17 protein-coding genes and 1 tRNA gene are annotated in these 17,654 nt (G+C 67.6%); 11 read left to right on the top strand and 7 right to left on the bottom strand.

What is annotated here, in order from left to right; genetic code table 11:
* Together ABW137_RS29790 and ABW137_RS29785 are read left to right on the top strand one after the other, a co-directional pair.
* On the top strand, window positions 1-477 hold a 477-nt coding region (locus ABW137_RS29790), incomplete at its 5' end, for an aminotransferase class I/II-fold pyridoxal phosphate-dependent enzyme (protein ID WP_526405494.1).
* A gap of 30 nt (window positions 478-507) precedes the next feature.
* The gene (locus tag ABW137_RS29785) at window positions 508-1,746 is read left to right on the top strand and encodes a YibE/F family protein (protein WP_526405492.1); all 1,239 of its coding nucleotides are present in this window, start codon (window positions 508-510) and stop codon (window positions 1,744-1,746) included.
* Here the strand turns inward: ABW137_RS29785 and ABW137_RS29780 are convergent, their stop codons facing one another.
* Window positions 1,747-3,108, bottom strand: a complete 1,362-nt coding sequence (locus ABW137_RS29780) for an MFS transporter (RefSeq protein WP_526405490.1) — start codon at window positions 3,106-3,108, stop codon at window positions 1,747-1,749.
* Window positions 3,109-3,320: 212 nt separating this feature from the next.
* On the opposite strand from ABW137_RS29780, the gene ABW137_RS29775 reads away from it, so the two are divergent.
* The 7 genes from ABW137_RS29775 (at window position 3,321) to ABW137_RS29745 (ending at window position 10,173) form a co-directional block, all read left to right on the top strand.
* Complete coding sequence (locus tag ABW137_RS29775; protein WP_526405489.1) at window positions 3,321-3,815, top strand: MarR family winged helix-turn-helix transcriptional regulator; 495 nt, start codon at window positions 3,321-3,323, stop codon at window positions 3,813-3,815.
* A gap of 71 nt (window positions 3,816-3,886) precedes the next feature.
* The gene (locus ABW137_RS29770) at window positions 3,887-4,828 is read left to right on the top strand and encodes a hydroxymethylglutaryl-CoA lyase (RefSeq protein WP_526405487.1); all 942 of its coding nucleotides are present in this window, start codon (window positions 3,887-3,889) and stop codon (window positions 4,826-4,828) included.
* Window positions 4,821-5,591, top strand: a complete 771-nt coding sequence (locus tag ABW137_RS29765) for an enoyl-CoA hydratase/isomerase family protein (protein ID WP_526405485.1) — start codon at window positions 4,821-4,823, stop codon at window positions 5,589-5,591. The genes ABW137_RS29770 and ABW137_RS29765 overlap by 8 nt, the downstream gene beginning before the upstream one ends.
* Window positions 5,588-6,778 carry a CaiB/BaiF CoA transferase family protein gene (locus ABW137_RS29760; RefSeq protein ID WP_526405484.1) on the top strand — a complete coding sequence of 397 codons (1,191 nt, stop codon included), beginning with the start codon at window positions 5,588-5,590 and terminating at the stop codon, window positions 6,776-6,778. Before ABW137_RS29765 ends, ABW137_RS29760 begins: the two co-directional genes overlap by 4 nt.
* Window position 6,779: 1 nt before the next feature.
* Window positions 6,780-7,550, top strand: a complete 771-nt coding sequence (locus ABW137_RS29755; protein WP_526405482.1) for an enoyl-CoA hydratase/isomerase family protein — start codon at window positions 6,780-6,782, stop codon at window positions 7,548-7,550.
* Window positions 7,547-9,193: a class I adenylate-forming enzyme family protein gene (locus tag ABW137_RS29750; RefSeq protein WP_526405480.1), complete on the top strand. Its 1,647-nt coding sequence runs from the start codon at window positions 7,547-7,549 to the stop codon at window positions 9,191-9,193. The genes ABW137_RS29755 and ABW137_RS29750 overlap by 4 nt, the downstream gene beginning before the upstream one ends.
* A complete protein-coding gene (locus ABW137_RS29745) occupies window positions 9,190-10,173 on the top strand; it encodes an NAD(P)H-dependent flavin oxidoreductase (protein ID WP_526405478.1) in 984 nt (327 codons plus the stop codon). The genes ABW137_RS29750 and ABW137_RS29745 overlap by 4 nt, the downstream gene beginning before the upstream one ends.
* Here the strand turns inward: ABW137_RS29745 and ABW137_RS29740 are convergent.
* From ABW137_RS29740 to dcd, 6 genes are all read right to left on the bottom strand, one after another.
* Window positions 10,170-10,916: a maleylpyruvate isomerase family mycothiol-dependent enzyme gene (locus ABW137_RS29740; protein WP_526405476.1), complete on the bottom strand. Its 747-nt coding sequence runs from the start codon at window positions 10,914-10,916 to the stop codon at window positions 10,170-10,172. The two genes, ABW137_RS29745 and ABW137_RS29740, sit on opposite strands and share 4 nt — an antisense overlap.
* Before the next feature lie 2 nt (window positions 10,917-10,918).
* Window positions 10,919-12,253 (bottom strand): cytochrome P450, encoded by a 1,335-nt coding sequence (locus tag ABW137_RS29735; protein WP_526405474.1) that lies wholly within the window; start codon window positions 12,251-12,253, stop codon window positions 10,919-10,921.
* A gap of 2 nt (window positions 12,254-12,255) precedes the next feature.
* Window positions 12,256-12,576 carry a DUF1330 domain-containing protein gene (locus ABW137_RS29730; RefSeq protein ID WP_526405472.1) on the bottom strand — a complete coding sequence of 107 codons (321 nt, stop codon included), beginning with the start codon at window positions 12,574-12,576 and terminating at the stop codon, window positions 12,256-12,258.
* A gap of 10 nt (window positions 12,577-12,586) precedes the next feature.
* Window positions 12,587-13,936, bottom strand: coding sequence for a UDP-glucose dehydrogenase family protein (locus tag ABW137_RS29725; protein WP_526405470.1), 1,350 nt, complete (start codon window positions 13,934-13,936; stop codon window positions 12,587-12,589).
* An 85-nt stretch (window positions 13,937-14,021) separates the two neighbouring features.
* A complete protein-coding gene (locus tag ABW137_RS29720; RefSeq protein ID WP_526405468.1) occupies window positions 14,022-15,764 on the bottom strand; it encodes a DUF7159 family protein in 1,743 nt (580 codons plus the stop codon).
* Between the two features lie 157 nt (window positions 15,765-15,921).
* Window positions 15,922-16,491, bottom strand: coding sequence for a dCTP deaminase (gene dcd / locus ABW137_RS29715; protein WP_526405466.1), 570 nt, complete (start codon window positions 16,489-16,491; stop codon window positions 15,922-15,924).
* Window positions 16,492-16,659: 168 nt separating this feature from the next.
* On the opposite strand from dcd, the gene ABW137_RS29710 reads away from it, so the two are divergent.
* Both ABW137_RS29710 and ABW137_RS29705 read left to right on the top strand, forming a co-directional pair.
* A complete protein-coding gene (locus ABW137_RS29710) occupies window positions 16,660-17,511 on the top strand; it encodes a cutinase family protein (protein ID WP_526405465.1) in 852 nt (283 codons plus the stop codon).
* A gap of 67 nt (window positions 17,512-17,578) precedes the next feature.
* Window positions 17,579-17,652 (top strand) — tRNA-Gly (locus ABW137_RS29705).
* The last annotated feature ends 2 nt before the right edge of the window (window positions 17,653-17,654 follow it).

Raw genomic sequence — 17,654 nt, 5'->3', positions numbered from 1 at the left:
TACCGGTCCGGCTGGCTTGCCATTACCGGCCCCAAGGAGCATGCCGCCAGCTTCCTGGAGGGCATCAACCTGCTGTCCAACATGCGGCTGTGCCCGAACGTGCCTGCGCAGTACGCGATCCAGGTGGCACTTGGTGGGCATCAGAGCATCGAGGATCTGGTGCTTCCCGGTGGCCGGCTACTCGAACAGCGTGACGTCGCGTGGACCAAGCTCAACGACATTCCCGGCGTCTCCTGCGTGAAGCCCGAGGGCGCGCTGTACGCGTTCCCGCGGCTCGATCCCGAGGTTCACGACATCCACGACGACGAGCAGCTCGTCCTCGACTTGCTGCTGCAGGAGAAGATCCTGGTGGTGCAGGGCACCGGATTCAATTGGCCTGCACCGGATCACCTGCGCATCGTGACGCTGCCGTGGGCCCGCGACCTGACAAACGCGATCGACCGGCTGGGCAACTTCTTGGCCAGCTACCGGCAGTAGCACGCCAGCCAGCCCCTCTACCCTTGCCGGGTGGCGCATACGCACTCGCACTCATCGTCGTCCGGTCCCGCTCCGTTGGGTCCGGTGGCGGCCAAGATCGTCGTCGGCCTGCTCGTCGCGATCGGCGTCGCCGTCATCGTGGGCATGGCCGTGTTGTGGCCGAGCCACCAGAGCGTCGACATTCCGCTGCCGTTCCAGAACTCCGAGGGCGGTGCCGTGACCACCGAGTCCGGGCACGTGCTGTCCAGTTCTCAGGCACCGTGCGGCAGCCCGTCGGCGGGCGGTGTCCTGACGTCGGCGCCGCTGCAGGCCCAGGCCGGGGGCGGCGACTGCGTCCAGTCACTGGTGTCGATCGACTCGGGCCCCAACACCGGCGCCAACACGCTGCTCGAGTTCAGCGGCGGGCCGGGCCAGCCGAGCCTCGCGGTCGGCGACGACGTGCGAGTCAGCAGGCAGGTCGACCAGAACGGTTCGACGTCGTACGCGTTCTTCGACTTCGAGCGGACGCTGCCGTTGGCGCTGCTGGCCGCTGCGTTCGCAGTCGTGGTGGTGGCGGTGGCCCGCTGGCGCGGTCTGCGTGCGCTCGTCGGCATCGTGGTGGCCTTCGCCGTGCTGATGGTGTTCCTGCTGCCCGCGCTGCGCGACGGTGCGCCTGCGGTCCCCGTGTCACTGGTCGCGTCGGGCGCCATTCTCTTCGCGGTCATCTACCTCGCCCACGGGGTGAGTCTGCGCACCAGCGCCGCCCTGCTGGGAACTCTGACGTCCCTGCTCCTTGCGGCCGCATTGTCCTGGGCGGCAATCGAACTGGTGCACCTGACCGGGCTGTCCGAGGATCAAAACAACGAGGTGGCCGCCTACCTCGGCAGCGTATCGATCACCGGTCTGCTGCTGGCAGGCTTCATCATCGGCTCTCTCGGCGTGCTCAACGACGTGACGGTGACGCAGGCGTCGACGGCCTTCGAGATCGCTGAACACAACCCGTCGCGTCGAGCGATCTTCACCGGCGCCATGAGGGTCGGTCGCGATCACATCGCCAGCACGGTCTACACCCTGGTGCTGGCGTACGCGGGCAGCGCGCTACCGCTGCTGCTGCTGTTCAGCGTGGCGAACCGGTCGCTGGGGGACGTCCTGACCAGTGAGAGCGTGGCCATCGAGATCGCGCGGTCCGCGGTGGGCGGCATCGCGCTGGCGCTCTCGGTCCCGTTGACGACGGGGATCGCCGCCGTGCTGGCCACCCCACATCACGCGGAGCAGCCCAGCACCACCTAGTCAGCGGGTGTTCTCCTTGAGCGCCTTGGCGGGGATGCCCACCAGCAGGAGGACGGCGGCACAGACGATGATCGCTGCGCTGATCTGGAGACCGAGGGACAGGCTTCCGGTGTGATCCTCGATGAATCCGAGCATGGCAGGCGAGAGCGCGGCCGCGAACGACCCCATCGACGTCACCAACGCGATGGCCGTGGCCGTTCCCCGACCCGACAGGTAGATCGACGGTATCGAGTAGAAGACCGTCAGGCCCGCGTAGTGGGCGGCCGCGATGACCGCGAGCAGGACGACGACGACGTGGGGGCTGTGCGTCACCAGGGACAGCGCGATCAGTCCGCCCGACGCCACCAACCAGCTGCCTGCCGCGTGCCAGCGACGCTCGAGTCGGCGATCCGAACTGCGGCCCACGATCTGCATCACGATGATGCCTGCGATCGGCGGGATTGCGGAGAACAGCCCGATGTTGAGGACGTTGTCCACCCCGGCATTGTTGATGATCCGCGGCGTCCAGAACGACACGGCGTTCGCGAGTGTGTACGCGCCGCAGGCACAGAGCCCGAGGATCAACACCCGCGGATCGCGAAGTGCCGCACGCAGTCCGGTGTGTTGCGCAGCGTCGGCGGCTCGCGCCTTGTCCGCTTGATCAGCGCTCAGATCGGCTTCGACGACGGCCTTCTCGTCGTCGGTCAGCCAACGGGCATCGGCCGGGCGATCGCACAGGTAGAACCAGACGAAGGCACCGAGCAGGATCGGCGGAATGCCCTCCAGTAGGAACAGCCACTGCCAGTCCGCGAGACCCAGATCTCCGTTGAAGGCGCTCATGATCCAGCCGGAGACGGCCGAACCGATGATCCCGGAGATCGGCACGCCGATGAAGAACGTCGCGGTCCTGCTGGTCCGACGGGCCGAGGGGAACCATTGGGCGAGGTAGAACAGCGCCCCTGGGAAGAATCCCGCCTCCGCGACACCCAGCAGGAATCGCATGACGTAGAAGGACGTCTCGTCCCAGACGAACATCGTGCCCACCGTGACGATGCCCCAGGTGACCATGATCCGCGTCAACGTGGCGCGGGCACCGATCCGCTGCAGCATGGCGTTGCTCGGCACCTCGAACAGGATGAAGCCGACGAAGAACAACGCCACGCCCAATCCGTAGGCCGTCGCGCTGAAGCCGAGATCGCGCTTGAGTCCGACCTGGGCGATGCCGATGTTCGTCCGATCGATGAAGCTCACGATGTAGCAGATCACCAGCAACGGCATCACTCGCACGGCGATGCGGCGGTACAACCGGTCGCGCATGACGTCGACGGGCGGCTGTCGATCCGCCACATCCATCCCCGTCTCGTTCTCGCTGGTGCGTTTCACCGCTCGGCTCCTTTGATGGTTTGAAGGACGGACGGTTCACGGCGAATCTAGTGGGCCGCACCGCAACATTCGCAGGTGACCCAGCTCACGTGTCCCGCCTCAGCAGTCTGCTATCCATCTGTTGATTTTGTCAACACCTGGAACGTGTCCGGCCCGTGCCTTGCGGCGCCACCTCACATCCGCTCGGTACTGTTCGACGCGAGGAGGCTTCCATGCCGGAGAGCAATGCCCAGCCCGCCAGTTCGCACGACGTCGTGATCACCGACCTGCTGTCGTACCGCCTCTCCAGGGCCAGCGGTTCCCTCTCGCGAAGCGCGGCAACGCGGTACCGGCGCATGTTCGACGTGTCCCTCGCCGAATGGCGAACTCTCGCCCTCCTCGGCGTCAAGACACCCGCCACGCTGAACTCATTGGCCCGCAAGGCCGGTCTCGACAAAGCCCAGATGTCGCGCGTGGTCAAGGGCCTGTTCGATCGGGGATTGGTCACCAAGACCGTGGGAGCGGGCAGGACGACGCAACTCGCGCTCACCGACGAGGGCCTCGCGATGTACCGGGGCCTGATCGCCGAGGCCAACGAACGCGACCGTCGAATCCGACGCCATCTCGGCCCCAAGGACCTAAGGGCCCTCGAGCGCGCCCTCGACACTCTGACCAGCCTCGCGCGGGTCATCGAGGAAGAGGAGCAGCACAACGTCTCGGAGCCGTAGCCGACACTCCTGCTGTTGACTTAGTCAACAGCTTCCCTCATTGTTGAGGTGTCAGGAAAGGTGGATCATCGGTGACCGACAGTGTCGTTCTCTGCGAGTGCTTCGCTCGTGACGGGCTCCAGCACGAGCCCGAGTTCCTTCCCACGTCGACGAAGGTCGAACTTCTCGGGCGCTTCGTCGACGCCGGCTTCACCCGCATCGAGGCAAGCAGCTACAGCCACCCGTCCCGCATCCCGGCGTTCAGCGACGTTCGCGACGTCCTCCTGGCGGCGCCGCGCAAGCCGGGCGTCAGCTACAAGGCCACGTGCCCCAACCCGAAGGGCGTCGAACGCGCCCTCCAGGATTACGAGATCGGCACGGCCGCCGACGAACTCAGCCTTCTCGTCTCCGCAAGCGAATCCCACAGTCAGCGCAACCTGCGCAGCACGCGTGACCAGCAGTGGCAGCGGGTCCAGGAGATGGCCGCCCTTGCCGACGGCCGATTCGCCCTGGTCGGAGTGGTATCCGTCGCGTTCGGCTGTCCGTTCGAGGGCTGGGTGGATCCCGACGTCGTCGTTGCCGACGTCGCCCGATTCGCCGAATGTGGCGCACGATTCGTCACGATCGGTGACACCACGGGCGTCGCACACCCTCGCACGACGAAGGAGCTGTTCGCTCGCCTGCTTCGCGAATTCCCCCAGTTGACCGTCGTCGCCCACTTCCACAACACCCGCGGGACGGGAATCGCCAACGCCGTCGCCGCACTCGAAGCGGGAGTGCGCCACTTCGACAGCGCGATGGGAGGAGTCGGAGGACATCCCTCCTCGATCCACTACGGCGCCGGTCTGACGGGCAACGTCTGCACGGAAGACCTCGTCAGCCTCTTCGAGGCGATGGGCGTCGACACGGGCATCGACCCGGAGAATCTCCGCACTGCCTCGGCGGCTTGCGAGGCAGCACTGAAGCGTCCTCTACACAGCATGGTCGCCCGCACCGATTTCGCCCGTACCCCAAAGGAACCCACGAATGTCTGATACGGCGACACACCCGTCGAGCAACACCACGACGGCACACGTCCTCGAGACGATCGACGACGGCGCGGTACGCATCATCGTCCTCAACAGGCCCGACAAGCTCAACGCCCTGAACACCGAGCTGACGCAGGCGCTGCACGACGCCCTGGTCGAATCCGACCGCGACCCCGCCGTGCGAGCACTCGTGCTGGCTGGCGCAGGACGCGGATTCTGTGCAGGCGCAGACCTTTCCGAGTTCTCGGACCTGACTCCGGCACACGCCGACGCGGTCGCCCGGCGGGCCGACCTGACCCTGCGGACGCAGATGTTGCCGCAGCAGATCAGCAAGCCAGTGGTATCTGTAGCGCAGGGCGCAGCCGTTGGCGGCGGGGCCGGCCTGGCCATCGCCTGCGACATGCTGGTGGCCGCGTCCGACATCAAGTTCGGCTACCCCGAGGTCAAACACCAGATCGTGCCCGCGCTGGTGATGACCGGAATTCAGCGCCAGCTCGGTCGCAAGCTGGCATTCGAGCTCCTCAGCACCGGCAGATTCCTCAACGCCGACGAGATGTTCCGGCACGGCCTCGCCAACGAAGTCGCCACCCCGGGCGACGCACTGCAACGCGGTGTGGACATCGCCAAGGGGTGGGCCCATCACTCACCGGACGCGTTGCGGAGCATCAAGGACCTGTTCTACCGCGTCGCGGACCTGCCCTTCGAGTCGGCGATGAAAGCCGGCCGCGACGTGAACCAGATCATGCGCGGTTTCCGGGAGACCCCGTGACCAAACCACTCGACGGCATCAAGATAATCGACTTCTCCCGGGTCCTCGCCGCACCACTGGCCACCCAGACGCTCGCCGAGCTCGGTGCGGATGTCGTGAAGATCGAACGCCCGCATCGCGGCGACGAGACACGCTCCTTCGAGCCGAGGCTGCCCGCAGGCGAGAGTGCCTACTTCTTCGCGTTCAATCGGGGAAAGCGCTCCATCACACTCGATCTCAAGACCGCCGAGGGCGCACGCATTGCCCGCGAACTCACACGCGATGCCGACGTCGTCGTGGAGAACTTCCTGCCGGGGGTGATGGACGGCATGGGACTCGGCTATGACTCCCTGCGCCGAGTGAACCCTCGTCTGGTGTACGTCGCCACGACCGGCTTCGGCCAGACGGGACCCCTCCGCGACGAAAAGGGTTACGACACGATCTTCCAGGCCCTCTCGGGCATCATGTCCATGACCGGAGAGGCCGACGGACCGCCGGTCAAGGCGGGAATTCCCGTGTCCGACATGACGTCCGCGCTGTGGGTCGCCATCGCTGCGCTGACCGGGCTCGTCGGAAGGGCCACCACGGGCCACGGTTGCTTCGTGGACGTGTCGATGATGGACGCGCAGCTGGCCTTGGGCGCTCTCGCCGCCGCCCGCGTGTTCGCCTACGACGAGGACCCCCACAGAATGGGCACCGAGCATCCGGGCCGGGTTCCCTCTGCCGCGTTCGTCTGCGCGGACGAGGAGTGGATCCACGTCAGCGCGAGCGACCAACACTGGGAACCGCTGTGCAAGGCGGTGGGGCTCGAGGACCTGATCCACGACCCCAGATATGCCGACAATTCCTCCCGAGTGCAGAACCGACTCGAGCTGATGCCCTTGCTGCGCAGGGCCATCGGCGCCATGCCGCGCGACGAAGCGGTCGGCACGCTCGGCGCGGCGGGGGTACCCGTCGGGGCGGTGCAAACGGTCCGCGAGGCGCTGGCGTCCGAGCATGCGGTAGCGCGAGAAATGGTCCAGAACTTCGAGCATCCCACCGAGGGCTCGTTCCCCGGGCTCCGCACCCCGCTGGCGATCACCGGCTACGACTCCCCCACGGTGGGAACCCCACCCCTGCTGGGCGCGGATACCAGACGTGTCCTCAGCGAGCGACTGCGGATGTCGGACGGCACGATCACGTCCCTTCACGACCAAGGGGTGATCTGACATGGTGGAAGCGGACTCCCTCGACGTCGTTCACGAGGGCCCCACGGTTCACGTCGTACTGAACCGGCCTGCGGCCCGGAACGCGGTCGATCTCGCCCTGTGCACTAGCCTTCGCGACGTCTTCGCCGCGTTGGACGCCGATCCCGACGTTCGGGTCGTCCTCGTCTCGGGACGAGGCCCGTCGTTCTGCGCGGGTGCCGACCTCAAGGAGCGCAAGGGCAAGGACGCCGCCTGGGTGCGCCGCCGACGCCTCGCTTCGTTCGCTGCCTACGCCGCGATCGAGGCGTGCAGCAAGCCCGTGATCTCCCTGCTGCATGGGAGCGTCGTCGGGTCTGGCGGCGAGATCGCGATGGCCAGCGACTTCGCCGTCGGGTCGTCGGACACCAACTTCCGTTTCCCCGAGGCACATTGGGGCACGGTGGGCGCCACCCAACGACTACAGCGGGTGATCGGAAAGCGACGCGCCAAGGAACTGCTCTTCACGAATCGGGTCATGCCCGCCGAAGAAGCCGAGCGAGTCGGACTCCTCGTCCGGGTGGTGCCCCCCGATGCCCTGATGGCGACAGGCAGGGCGATGGCAGAGAAGATCGCGGCCGCACCGCCGCTGTCGATGGCATTGACGAAGCGCGCCATCGACCTCGGCTCGGAAACCGACCTCGACCGCGGAATTCGCATCGAGATGTCCGCGATCGAGCAGAACCTCGCCGGCGGCGAATGGCGAACGGGCGTCGACGGCTTCCTGGCCGCGCACAACGGGACGAGCACTCAGTGACGACGACACCGGACCTTTCCCAGATCTGTCCGACGACCACCCACGCCGCGCTGACGCGGGCCGCCTTCCTCGGTCCTGACGTCGAGGCGATCGTCGGCTCTGGTGAGCGCTGCACCTACCGTCGACTCTCGGAGCGAGTCGCGGTGGTTCGATCTGCCCTGCACCGCTTCGGGGTTCGGCATGGCGACCACGTCGCGCTGTGCATGGGCAATGGCGTTCGCTGGGTGGAGATCTTCCTTGCGGCGAGTTCACTGGGCGCCGTGGTGGTGCCGGTCAACACGCGGTTCCGGACGGAGGAATTGGCGTACGTGTTGCGGCAGTCCAGGGCGTCGCTGCTCATCACCGCCGACGTCTTTCTCAGGATCGACTTCATCGGAATGCTGCGCACCATCGCGCCGGAGATCGACGATGCAGCACCGCTCGAGTCGCGGGCGTTGCCCGACCTGCGCCACGTGGTGGTCGTCGGGGACGACGTTCCAGCCGGAGCGGAGTCCTGGGAAGCGTTGCTCGCCAACGCAGATTCCAGCACCGATACCGGCGTCGACGCGATGGCTTCACCCGACGACGTCGCGTTGATCCAGTACACCTCGGGCACCACGTCCTTCCCGAAGGGCGTGCTGCTGACTCATCGCAGCATGTGCGCCAACGGTTTCTTCTCTGGTGGACGGATGGGACTGCGCATCGGAGACCGGTTCCATAGCGCCCGACCGTTCTTCCACGTGGCCGGGTCCAGTCTGTCGATCCTCGCGTGCCTCCAGCACGTCGCCACGCTGGTGACGATGGACCGCTTCGAGGCGGGTGAGGCCTTGCGGCTGTTCGAGGTGGAGCGATGCACCCACTTCTCCGGAAACGACACCATCGCACTGATGATCATCGGCCATCCCGACGTCACCACGCGGAAGCTCTATCTGCGGGGCGCATGGGTCGCGGCGTCGGCGGCCGTGGTGCGCCAGGTCATCGACGTCCTCGGAGCCGCCGAATGCGTGGTGGGATACGGACTTTCCGAGGCATCACCCAACGTCGCCCAGTCGTCGTGGTGGGAGCCCGAAGACGTCAGGGTCAGCACCGCCATGGCGCTGGAACCCGGCGTCGAGGTGTCGATCCGGCGTCTCGACACGGGTGCACCCGCCTCGGCCAATGAAGACGGGGAAATCCTGGTCCGCGGCTGGAACGTCATGGTCGGCTACTGGGACAAGCCCGAGGAGACTCGCGCAGCACTCTGCGACGGCTGGCTGCGCACCGGCGACGTCGGACATCTCGACGACACCGGGCGCCTGGTCTTCACCGGCCGAACGAAGGAATTGATCCGAGTCGGTGGGGAGAACGTGGCTCCGGCCGAGGTCGAGAATGCGCTGCACGGCCATCCCGCGATCGTCCAGGCCGTCGTCGTGGGCGTCCCCGACGATCGCTTGGTGGAGGTCCCGTTCGCGTTCCTGCGGCTCGCCGAGGGCATGGAACTCGACGTCGACGATCTGCGCCGCTGGTGCAAGGAGCGCATGGCGGGCTTCCGAATACCCGCACACTTCCGCGTCGTCGCCGACTTCGAGTCCATCGGCATGACGGCCAGCGGGAAGGTACGCAAGACCGATGCTGCCCTCGCAGCTCATGAGATCTTGAAATCCGCTGCGAGCGTGGCGAAGTGACGCGTTCCAGGATCACCACCGCGATCACCGCCATGCTTGGGATCGAGGTCCCCGTCGTCCAGGCCGGGATGTCATGGGCATCGTCATGCGCCGAGCTGCCCGCGGCCGTCACCAATGCCGGCGGGCTGGGGGTGTTGGCGGCGGGACCGATGCGCTTGTCCGACTTCACCGCCGTGCTGGGCGTTCTGCGTCGGATGGCCATGGGCCCCTTCGCAGTCAATCTGCCGCTCTACCGCGCGGACGCCGACGACGTCCTCGACCACCTGGCCGCCGAACCCGTCCCCGTCATCATCGCCTCCCAGGGCGGACCCAAGAAGCATCTCGACCGATTCCACTCCGTGGGTACTCGGTGGCTGCACGTCGTCTCGACGCTCCCGCACGCGATCAAGGCGGCCGAGGCCGGCGTCGACGGACTCGTCGTCGTCGGTGGAGAGGCAGGCGGGCACCCACCGGTCGACCTCGTCTCGTCCTCCGTGATCGTGCGGGCCGTCCGAAAGGAGTTGCCGCACATCCCCATCGTCGCGTCTGGCGGATTCGCCGACGGCGCGGGACTGGCTGCGGCCCTCGCGCTGGGCGCGGACGCGGCGCAGTTCGGCACTCGGTTCATCGCGTCGCGGGAATCGAACGTGGCACCCGCATATCGGGACCTCGTCGTCGGCGCGAAGGTATCGGACACCCGAACCGTCGGCCGTGGTCTGGGCCTGATCCGCATGTTGTCCAACGATTTCAGTGACGCCATGCTCGCACTCGAACACGCAGGCGCATCCGAAGACCAACGCCGCGAACGGTTTCTCTCGTCATCCCTGAAGGACGCGGCACTCCACGGCGACGTAGCCGAGGGGAAGGTCGAGGCGGGGCAATCGGCTGGGCTGGTCGAGTCCGTGATGCCTGCCGCAGACATCGTGGCGTCCATCGTCGCCGAGTACTTGGACGTCGTCGCCAAACTCTCCGCCACGACTGGGATCGAGGCGGCGGTCTAGAACGGCGTACGGCTCAACCACTCGTCCCAAATGGCCTCATCGCCAAGGACTTCGACCGCTCCCTTCGCCGTCTGACGCCGACTCAGCGCCAGCAGCAGGTCGGTCGCGCTTCCGCGGACCGCGGTTTCGCCCTTGGCATGGTCGTGGGACCACTGCACCCCGTCCTCGTCGTGGGTGATGGTCCACTCCCCCGTCGGGCCCAGCCCGTCGTCGGTGGCGTGCAGATGCAGCGTCAGACCACGGCGCAGCGGTGGCGCGTGCACGTTGGCCGCGACGGTGGCCAGTTCGATCCATTCGCTGATGCCGTCGGCGGCCACCTCGGCGGCAAGCTCGAAAGCGTTGCCGACGGCCAACGTCGCGTCGGCGCGGTGCACCGTCGCCTCGTGCGCGCGGCGGCGAATCCACCAGCCCGCGGGCTTCGCCCCGTTGAACGTCCACACTCGGGCCTCGGGTCCGACGCGGTCGACGGCATCGATGACGAGTTGCGCGCCCTGGTTGAGCCAGTCGATCGCCGCATCGCCGTCCGCCGGTGGCTTGCCGTCCCGGACGTCGCGGGGGTCGAGCGGCTGCAGGCGTCGCTCGGAGATGATCTGCGCCGACCAGCGGTGGCCCCGCCCGACGTGTTTGAGCAGCTGATTCATCGTCCAGCCGGGGCAGGTCGACACCGGGGTCGCGGGGTCGGCGTCGCGGATGACGTCACCAAGGGCCCGGGTCTCCTCGAGCAGCGTTGCGCGGAAGTCCACGCCTACGAAACTACCGCCGCTCGCGCCTCTCCGAGCCTGATCGGCAATGACGACCAGCCACGCAGCACCCGGGTGTCCCGGCGGCTCCCCGATCCGGCCAGGCGAGCATCGGGGTAGCGCTGGAAGAACGTCCGCAGCCCGACTTCACCCTCGGCGCGCGCCAGCGCCGCCCCGAGACAAAAGTGCCTGCCGCCCGAGAACGACAGGTGCCTGCCCGCGTTGTCGCGCGTGATGTCGAAGCGGTGTGGATCGGCGAACACCCCCGGATCCCGGTTGGCGCCCGCGAGGTACAGGATCACGGGCTCACCGGCAGCCACGGCCCGCCCGGCCACCTCGGTGTCGACGCGCGCGACGCGGGCGCTGAGCTGCACCGGGGATTCCAGCCGCAGGATCTCCTCCACGGCGCCCGGCCAGCGCTCCGGTTCCTCAAGCAGCAACGCCAGTTGGTCGGGGTGTTCCAGCAGGATCCGGATCCCGTTGCCCAGCAGGTTCACCGTCGTCTCGAACCCGGCGGCCAGGACGAGCCCTGCCGTGGAACGCAGCTCTTCTTCGTTGAGCCGGGTGCCGTCGTCCCCGGCCCGGATGATCTGACTCATCAGGTCGTCGCCGGGCTCGCGCCGTAGGTGATCGAGGTGTTGGGCCAGCCAGGAATTGAATCCGTCGAGCCCGCTCTCCACGCTCAGGTACTGGCTCCACGACAGCCCGATGTCCAGGCTGGGGGCAGCGTGTTCACCGAACTCCAGGATGCGGGGGCGGTCGAAGTCGGGCACGCCGAGGATGTCGCCGATCACCGTCACGGGCAGCTGCGAGCAGTAGCTGTCGACTATGTCGACGACGGGGTCGGCTGGGCCCGCGTCGATGCCGTCGATGAGGCCGTTCGCAGCCTGCTGCACCCGCTCCCTCAGTGCCGCAACGGCTCTGGTGGTGAACACCGAAGAGACGGTCTTGCGGTACCGGGTGTGCTCGGGCGGTTCGACGGACAGCATCGACGGCGGCAGCAACGGATGCAGCCGCCCCTTGACCGAGGTCTTCTGCTCCAGCCACCGCAGCGGACCTGGCAACGTGGCGCCGATGGACGTCACCGAGAAGTCGTCGGAACGCAGAAGCTGGTGAGCAACGGCGTGGTCGGCCGTCAACCATGCCGCGCGGCCGCGGACCAGCTTGCCGCGTCGGCGGAGCTCGTCGGCGAAGCCACCCGGATCGGCGCGGACCGCGGGATCGGCGATGAGCCGACCCTGCGGATCACCCTTCTTGGCAGCGCGCGAGGCCGCGACTCGGATCACCCCGTGCAGGGACAGCCAGTGCAGTCGCTGCTTGACCCTGGTCGTTTGCGGCATGCCTAGAGCTTAAGGAGCGGACGAAGATCGTCCAACCGGTCGAAGAGGTGCCAGACGTAGGCCGAGGACCCGTTCTCACGGTGGGCGTGCAGGTCCGCGAGTGCGGGGTCGTTGCAGTAGCCGTCGAACGCGTCCTTGGACTCCCACTCGACGATGATCAGCACCGAGCGCGGCTCGACGTCGCCGAGAACCGCCTCGCGGAACCGCCCGAGCGCAACGACGCGCCCGCCGTGCCTGGCGACCTCGGCGGGTGAGCGTTTGGAGTAGGCCAGGTACTCGTCACGGTTGGCGATGTCGAACAGGTTGAGCGCGTAGACGGACATGCCGTCCAAGCTACGACGCGACGGCGCCCGCCGGTGCCGCGATGCGTCGACCGAGGGCGTGCACCGTCCAGCCGGCGTTCTGCCACGTCGCGACGTCGAGGCAGTTGCGACCGTCGACAACGACTTTCGAGCGCACGGTGCCGGCAAGGGCGTTGGGGTCGAGGTCGACGAACTCCTGCCACTCGGTGAGCACCAGCACCGCGTCGGCGCGGTCGCACGCCTCGTGCACCGAGGTCGAGTAGTTCAACGTGGGGAAGACGCGTTGCGAGTTCTCCATTGCCTTGGGGTCGTAGACGTTGACCGTGGCGCCGTTGAGTTGCAGCAAGCCCGCGACGTTGAGCGCAGGTGAGTCCCGCACGTCGTCGGACTCGGGTTTGAACGCGGCTCCCAGCACCGCCACGTTGGCACCGAGCAGCGAGCCACCGCACGCCGTGGAGGCCAACTCGACCATCCGGGTGCGCCTGCGCATGTTGATGCTGTCCACCTCGCGCAGGAACGTCAGCGCGTGGTTGGCGCCGAGTTCGCCCGCCCGCGCCATGAACGCGCGGATGTCCTTCGGTAGGCAGCCGCCGCCGAATCCCAAGCCGGCGTTGAGAAACCGGCGGCCGATCCTGGGGTCATAGCCCAGCGCGTCGGCCAGCAGCGTCACGTCGGCGTCGACGGCCTCGCACACCTCGGAGATGGCGTTGATGAACGAGATCTTGGTCGCCAGAAAGGCGTTCGCCGAGACCTTGACCAATTCGGCGGTCTGCAGGTCGGTGACCAGGAACGGGACGCCTTCCGCCAGCAGCGGGGCGTACAGCTGCCGGATCGCGGCCTCGGCCCACAACGAATCGCGTTGCACGCCAAGCACGATGCGGTCGGGATGCAGCGTGTCGTGGACGGCGTAACCCTCGCGGAGGAACTCCGGGTTCCAGGCGATCTCGACGCTGATTCCCACTGGTGCCAACGCGCGGGCCCGCTCGGCGAGGTCGGCGGCCGTGCCCACCGGGACCGTCGACTTGCCGACGATCACCGCGGAGCGCCGCAGCTTGGGCACCAGGGTGTCGATCACGGCGTGGACGTGGCGAAGATCGGCGCCGTACTCACCCTTCTTCTGCGGGGTGCCGACGCCGAGGAAGTGCACGTCGGCGAACTCGGCGGCCTCGTCGTAATCGGTGGTGAATCGCAGCCGGCCGGCGTCGAGGTTGTCGCGCAACACCTTTCGCAGGCCGGGCTCATAGAACGGTATGTCTCCGGACGCCAGCTTGGCGATCTTGCCCGGGTCGATGTCGACCCCGATGACCTCGTGTCCCAACTCGGCCATGCCGGCGGCGTGGGTGGCGCCGAGGTATCCCGTACCGAACACAGTGCATCGCATACTGCCTGAATAGGCCTCCGCGATGAGCTAACTGCAAAGTGACACTGAGCAAGAGACCAACGGTAGGTAACGAGTGGACGCCGACCTAGTGCCGTCCACCGCCGCCGTGGCCGCCGTTGCCGCCGCCACCTCCGCCGCCGCAGAAGATGAGGAAGCAGTTGCCGCCACCGCCTCCGCCGCCGCCGTTGTTTCCGCCGCCGTTGTTTCCGGGCCAGCCGCCATTGCCGTTGCCATTGCCGTTGCCGTTGCCGTTGTTTCCGGGCCAGCCGCCGTTGCCGTTGCCGCCGCCACCGTTGCCGCCATTGCCATTGCCACCGTTGCCGGGCCAGCCGCCGTTGTCGTCACCACCGCCGTTGCCGCCACCAGGCCAGCCACCGTTGTCGTCGTCGTGGTTCGACGGCGGCCGTTGCGGCTGCTGCGGTTGTTGCGGCCACTGGGGTTGTTGCGGCTGCTGCGGCCAGGAGGGCCACTGCTGCTGGGGGCGCGGCCACTGTGGCCACGGGTTCTGCTGGACCGGAGGATTCCAGATCGGGGGTTGCCACACCGGGGGCACGATCGGGACCACGGCGGGAACCGGCGCGGGCGGCGGCGCCGCGGGAGCCGGGGCCGGTGGTGGCGCCGCGGGTGCGGGGGCCGGCGCGGCCGGTTGTTCGACGTATACGGTCCGCGGCGGCGCCTGCGGCTGCGGTTGTTCCTGGACGACCGGAATCGGCGCCTTGATGGTCTCGGGTGCCGGTGCGGGCGGAGCCTCGGGTGCGGGCGCCGGGGGCTGCGCCACTTCGGGGGCGGGAGCCGCGGGCCGGATCGCGCTCGGCACGATCGCGCTCTGCCCGGCGTCGGGTCGCTGGTCGGCGGTCGGCCGGATGCTGACGGCGAGCGAGATCACCAGTGCGACGACACCGACGACGAACAGGGTCGTCAGCGCGCTCCCGACGAGCAGGAAGGGCTTGCGGTTGTCGTCGGGCGCATCGGGGGCGTAGCCGCCGTAGGCATCATCCCCGAAGGCTGCGTCCCCGAAGGCTGCGGCGCCGCCGACCGCACCGATCGGGCGCAGCTGAGTGGCCGCGCCGGCCAGCCCGGGATAGTCGTTGCCGGACGTCGCACCGTCCGGATCCTGCGAATAGGCGAGGCCGACGGTCGATGCGTCGAATTCCGGCGCGGCAGCGGCGGCCAGCGCGGCGCCCCGCGCCAGGGCGAGGCCGGATTCCTCGGGGGCGTTGACGGGAATCGGGACGAGATCCTGCAGGTGCGACTTGACCGACGCCACGTCCACACCGGAGCCGACGACGAACATGCCCTGAGGCGGGGAGTCCTGCGCGGCGACGGCCGACGCCATCTCGGCGAGCACGCCCATCGCGTCCGCACCGTGCAGGTCACGGCTGAGCACCTTCACGATCGAGCCGTCGTCGGTGTTCACGACGGACAACGTCGCGGTGTCGCGGTCGAGGAACAGCAGCGCCGTGCTCTCGTATCCGACGGCACGTCCGGCGGTCTGCGCGAGTGCGCCGGCGGCATGCAGTTCGGACACCAGCATGGCGTCCTTGATGCCGTGGGCCGCCAGGCCGTCGCGGAGTTTGGCGGCATCGGCGCGGTCACTCCAGGTGACGCCGATCGCCTTCAGGTCGTGGCCACCCTCGCGGGCGCTCTCTTGGGTGCCGAGGATGGCGGCGACGACCTGTTGGACGACGTTCGTGGAGTTTGCTGCGTCGTCGGACTGCGGCACCTCGAACGTGTCGTGGTCGATGATTGCGCCGTCGCCCTGGACGCCTTCGACCAGCACCAAGCGCACCGTCTTTGGTGTCAACGACACACCAAGCACGATGTCCACGAAACCCCTCCAAGACGTTAGCTGCGCTATCCAATCCCAGCGCAGACGATCTCAACGCGACGCGGCCGCTCGATATTTCATCGTCGCCACCAGCGCAGTCGTTACATGCGCCGGGCCGGCTTTTGGCCGCAATCCGACCATACGCGTGAACGCCGAATCAGGACTTGACGAAGTTCTGGTAGGACTTCGACGGCGTGGGCCCCCGCTGGCCCTGATATTTCGATCCGACCTGCGCACTGCCGTAGGGATGCTCGGCCGGGCTGGTGAGTCGTAGCAGGCACAGCTGGCCGATCTTCATACCGGGCCACAAGGTGATCGGCAGGTTCGCGACGTTGGACAGCTCCAGGGTGATGTGTCCGCTGAAGCCGGGGTCGATGAAGCCCGCCGTCGAATGGGTCAACAGGCCCAGCCTGCCCAACGACGACTTGCCCTCCAGGCGTCCGGCGAGGTCGTCGGGAAGCGTGCACCGCTCCAGCGTCGAGCCCAGCACGAACTCCCCCGGATGCAACACGAACGGTTCGTCCACCTTGGGTTCGACCAGCGTCGTCAGGTCGTCCTGACGCAAGGCCGGGTCGATGTGGGTGTAGCGGGTGTTGTTGAAGACCCGGAACAGGTTGTCCAGCCGGACGTCGACGCTCGACGGCTGGATCAAGCCGTCGTCGAACGGGTCGATTGCCAGCCGGCCCGCAGCGATCGTGGCCCGAATGTCTCGATCGGAGAGCAGCACGAGGCGAGCCTAGCGTTGGGTCGGGCCATTCGAGTCACGGCAACTCGGCTCGAACCACGGCGAATAAGGAATCCCTGGCGTTCTTGTCGTATCTCTGTGTGTTCTGACGCTCAGCCCGCGTTTCCCGTCGCCTCGTGTCAGCATTTGCTCGTGGGGCAAATGAGACGCATGAGTGCCATCGTGACGTCGGTGGCGACGACCGTCATCGCGATGCAGTGCGTTGCCGCGGGCACCTCGTCCGCGGCGCCATGCCCCGATGCCGAGATCGTGTTCGCCCGGGGTACCACCGAGTTGCCAGGGGCGGGCCCCACCGGAGATGCGTTCATCGACGCGCTGCGCGCTCGGGTCGGCGCGAAGTCGGTCGGTGTCTATGCGGTGGACTATCCAGCGACCATGGCCTTCTCGACCGCGGTTGACGGCATCGCCGACGCGCGGACGCACATCATGGCCACCGTCGCCAACTGCCCGACCACGAAGCTGGTGCTCGGAGGCTTCTCCCAGGGCGCCGCGGTGATGGGCTTCGTCACCGCAAGCGTTGTGCCCGAAGGTGTCTCACCCGAAGACGTGCCCGCGCCGATGCCGCCGGAGGTTGCCGACCACGTGGCGGCCGTCGCGTTGTTCGGCAAGCCATCGGACCGCTTCATGAAGGTGATCAAGGACCCGGACGTCGTCGTCGGCCCCAACTACGCGGCCAAGGCGATCGATCTCTGCGTCGACAACGACCTGGTGTGCGACCCGCACGGCACGAGCTTCTCCGTGCACAACCAGTACGCCGAACTCGGTCTCGTCGACCAGGGCGCTGCCTTCGCCGCCCAACGGCTGCAAGCGGCTTGGGCCGCCGATACGGCTGCCACGGTAGCGGGAACCGTGCCCGAGTCGCCCATCACCCCCGACGCGACCTCGCTCTCCACGGTGGACCAAGCGCCCTCCCAGCACCTGGCACCGACCCTTCCGATTGCGCCAGGACCCGCCCCCCTCCCGGGGCCCCCGGCGTTGGTCGATCCCACCCCCACGATCTGAGCCACCACCGCGTCCTACTCGACGACTGCGGATGCTAGCCTTCGTGATCACCAGCACCGCTGGCCAGGCCGATGTAGTTCAATGGCAGAACATCAGCTTCCCAAGCTGAATACGCGGGTTCGATTCCCGTCATCGGCTCCACG

This window comes from Mycobacterium sp., from assembly GCF_040509115.1.
In the GTDB taxonomy this organism is placed as follows: Bacteria; Actinomycetota; Actinomycetes; order Mycobacteriales; family Mycobacteriaceae; genus Mycobacterium.
This window is presented reverse-complemented; position numbering and strand designations above follow the sequence as displayed.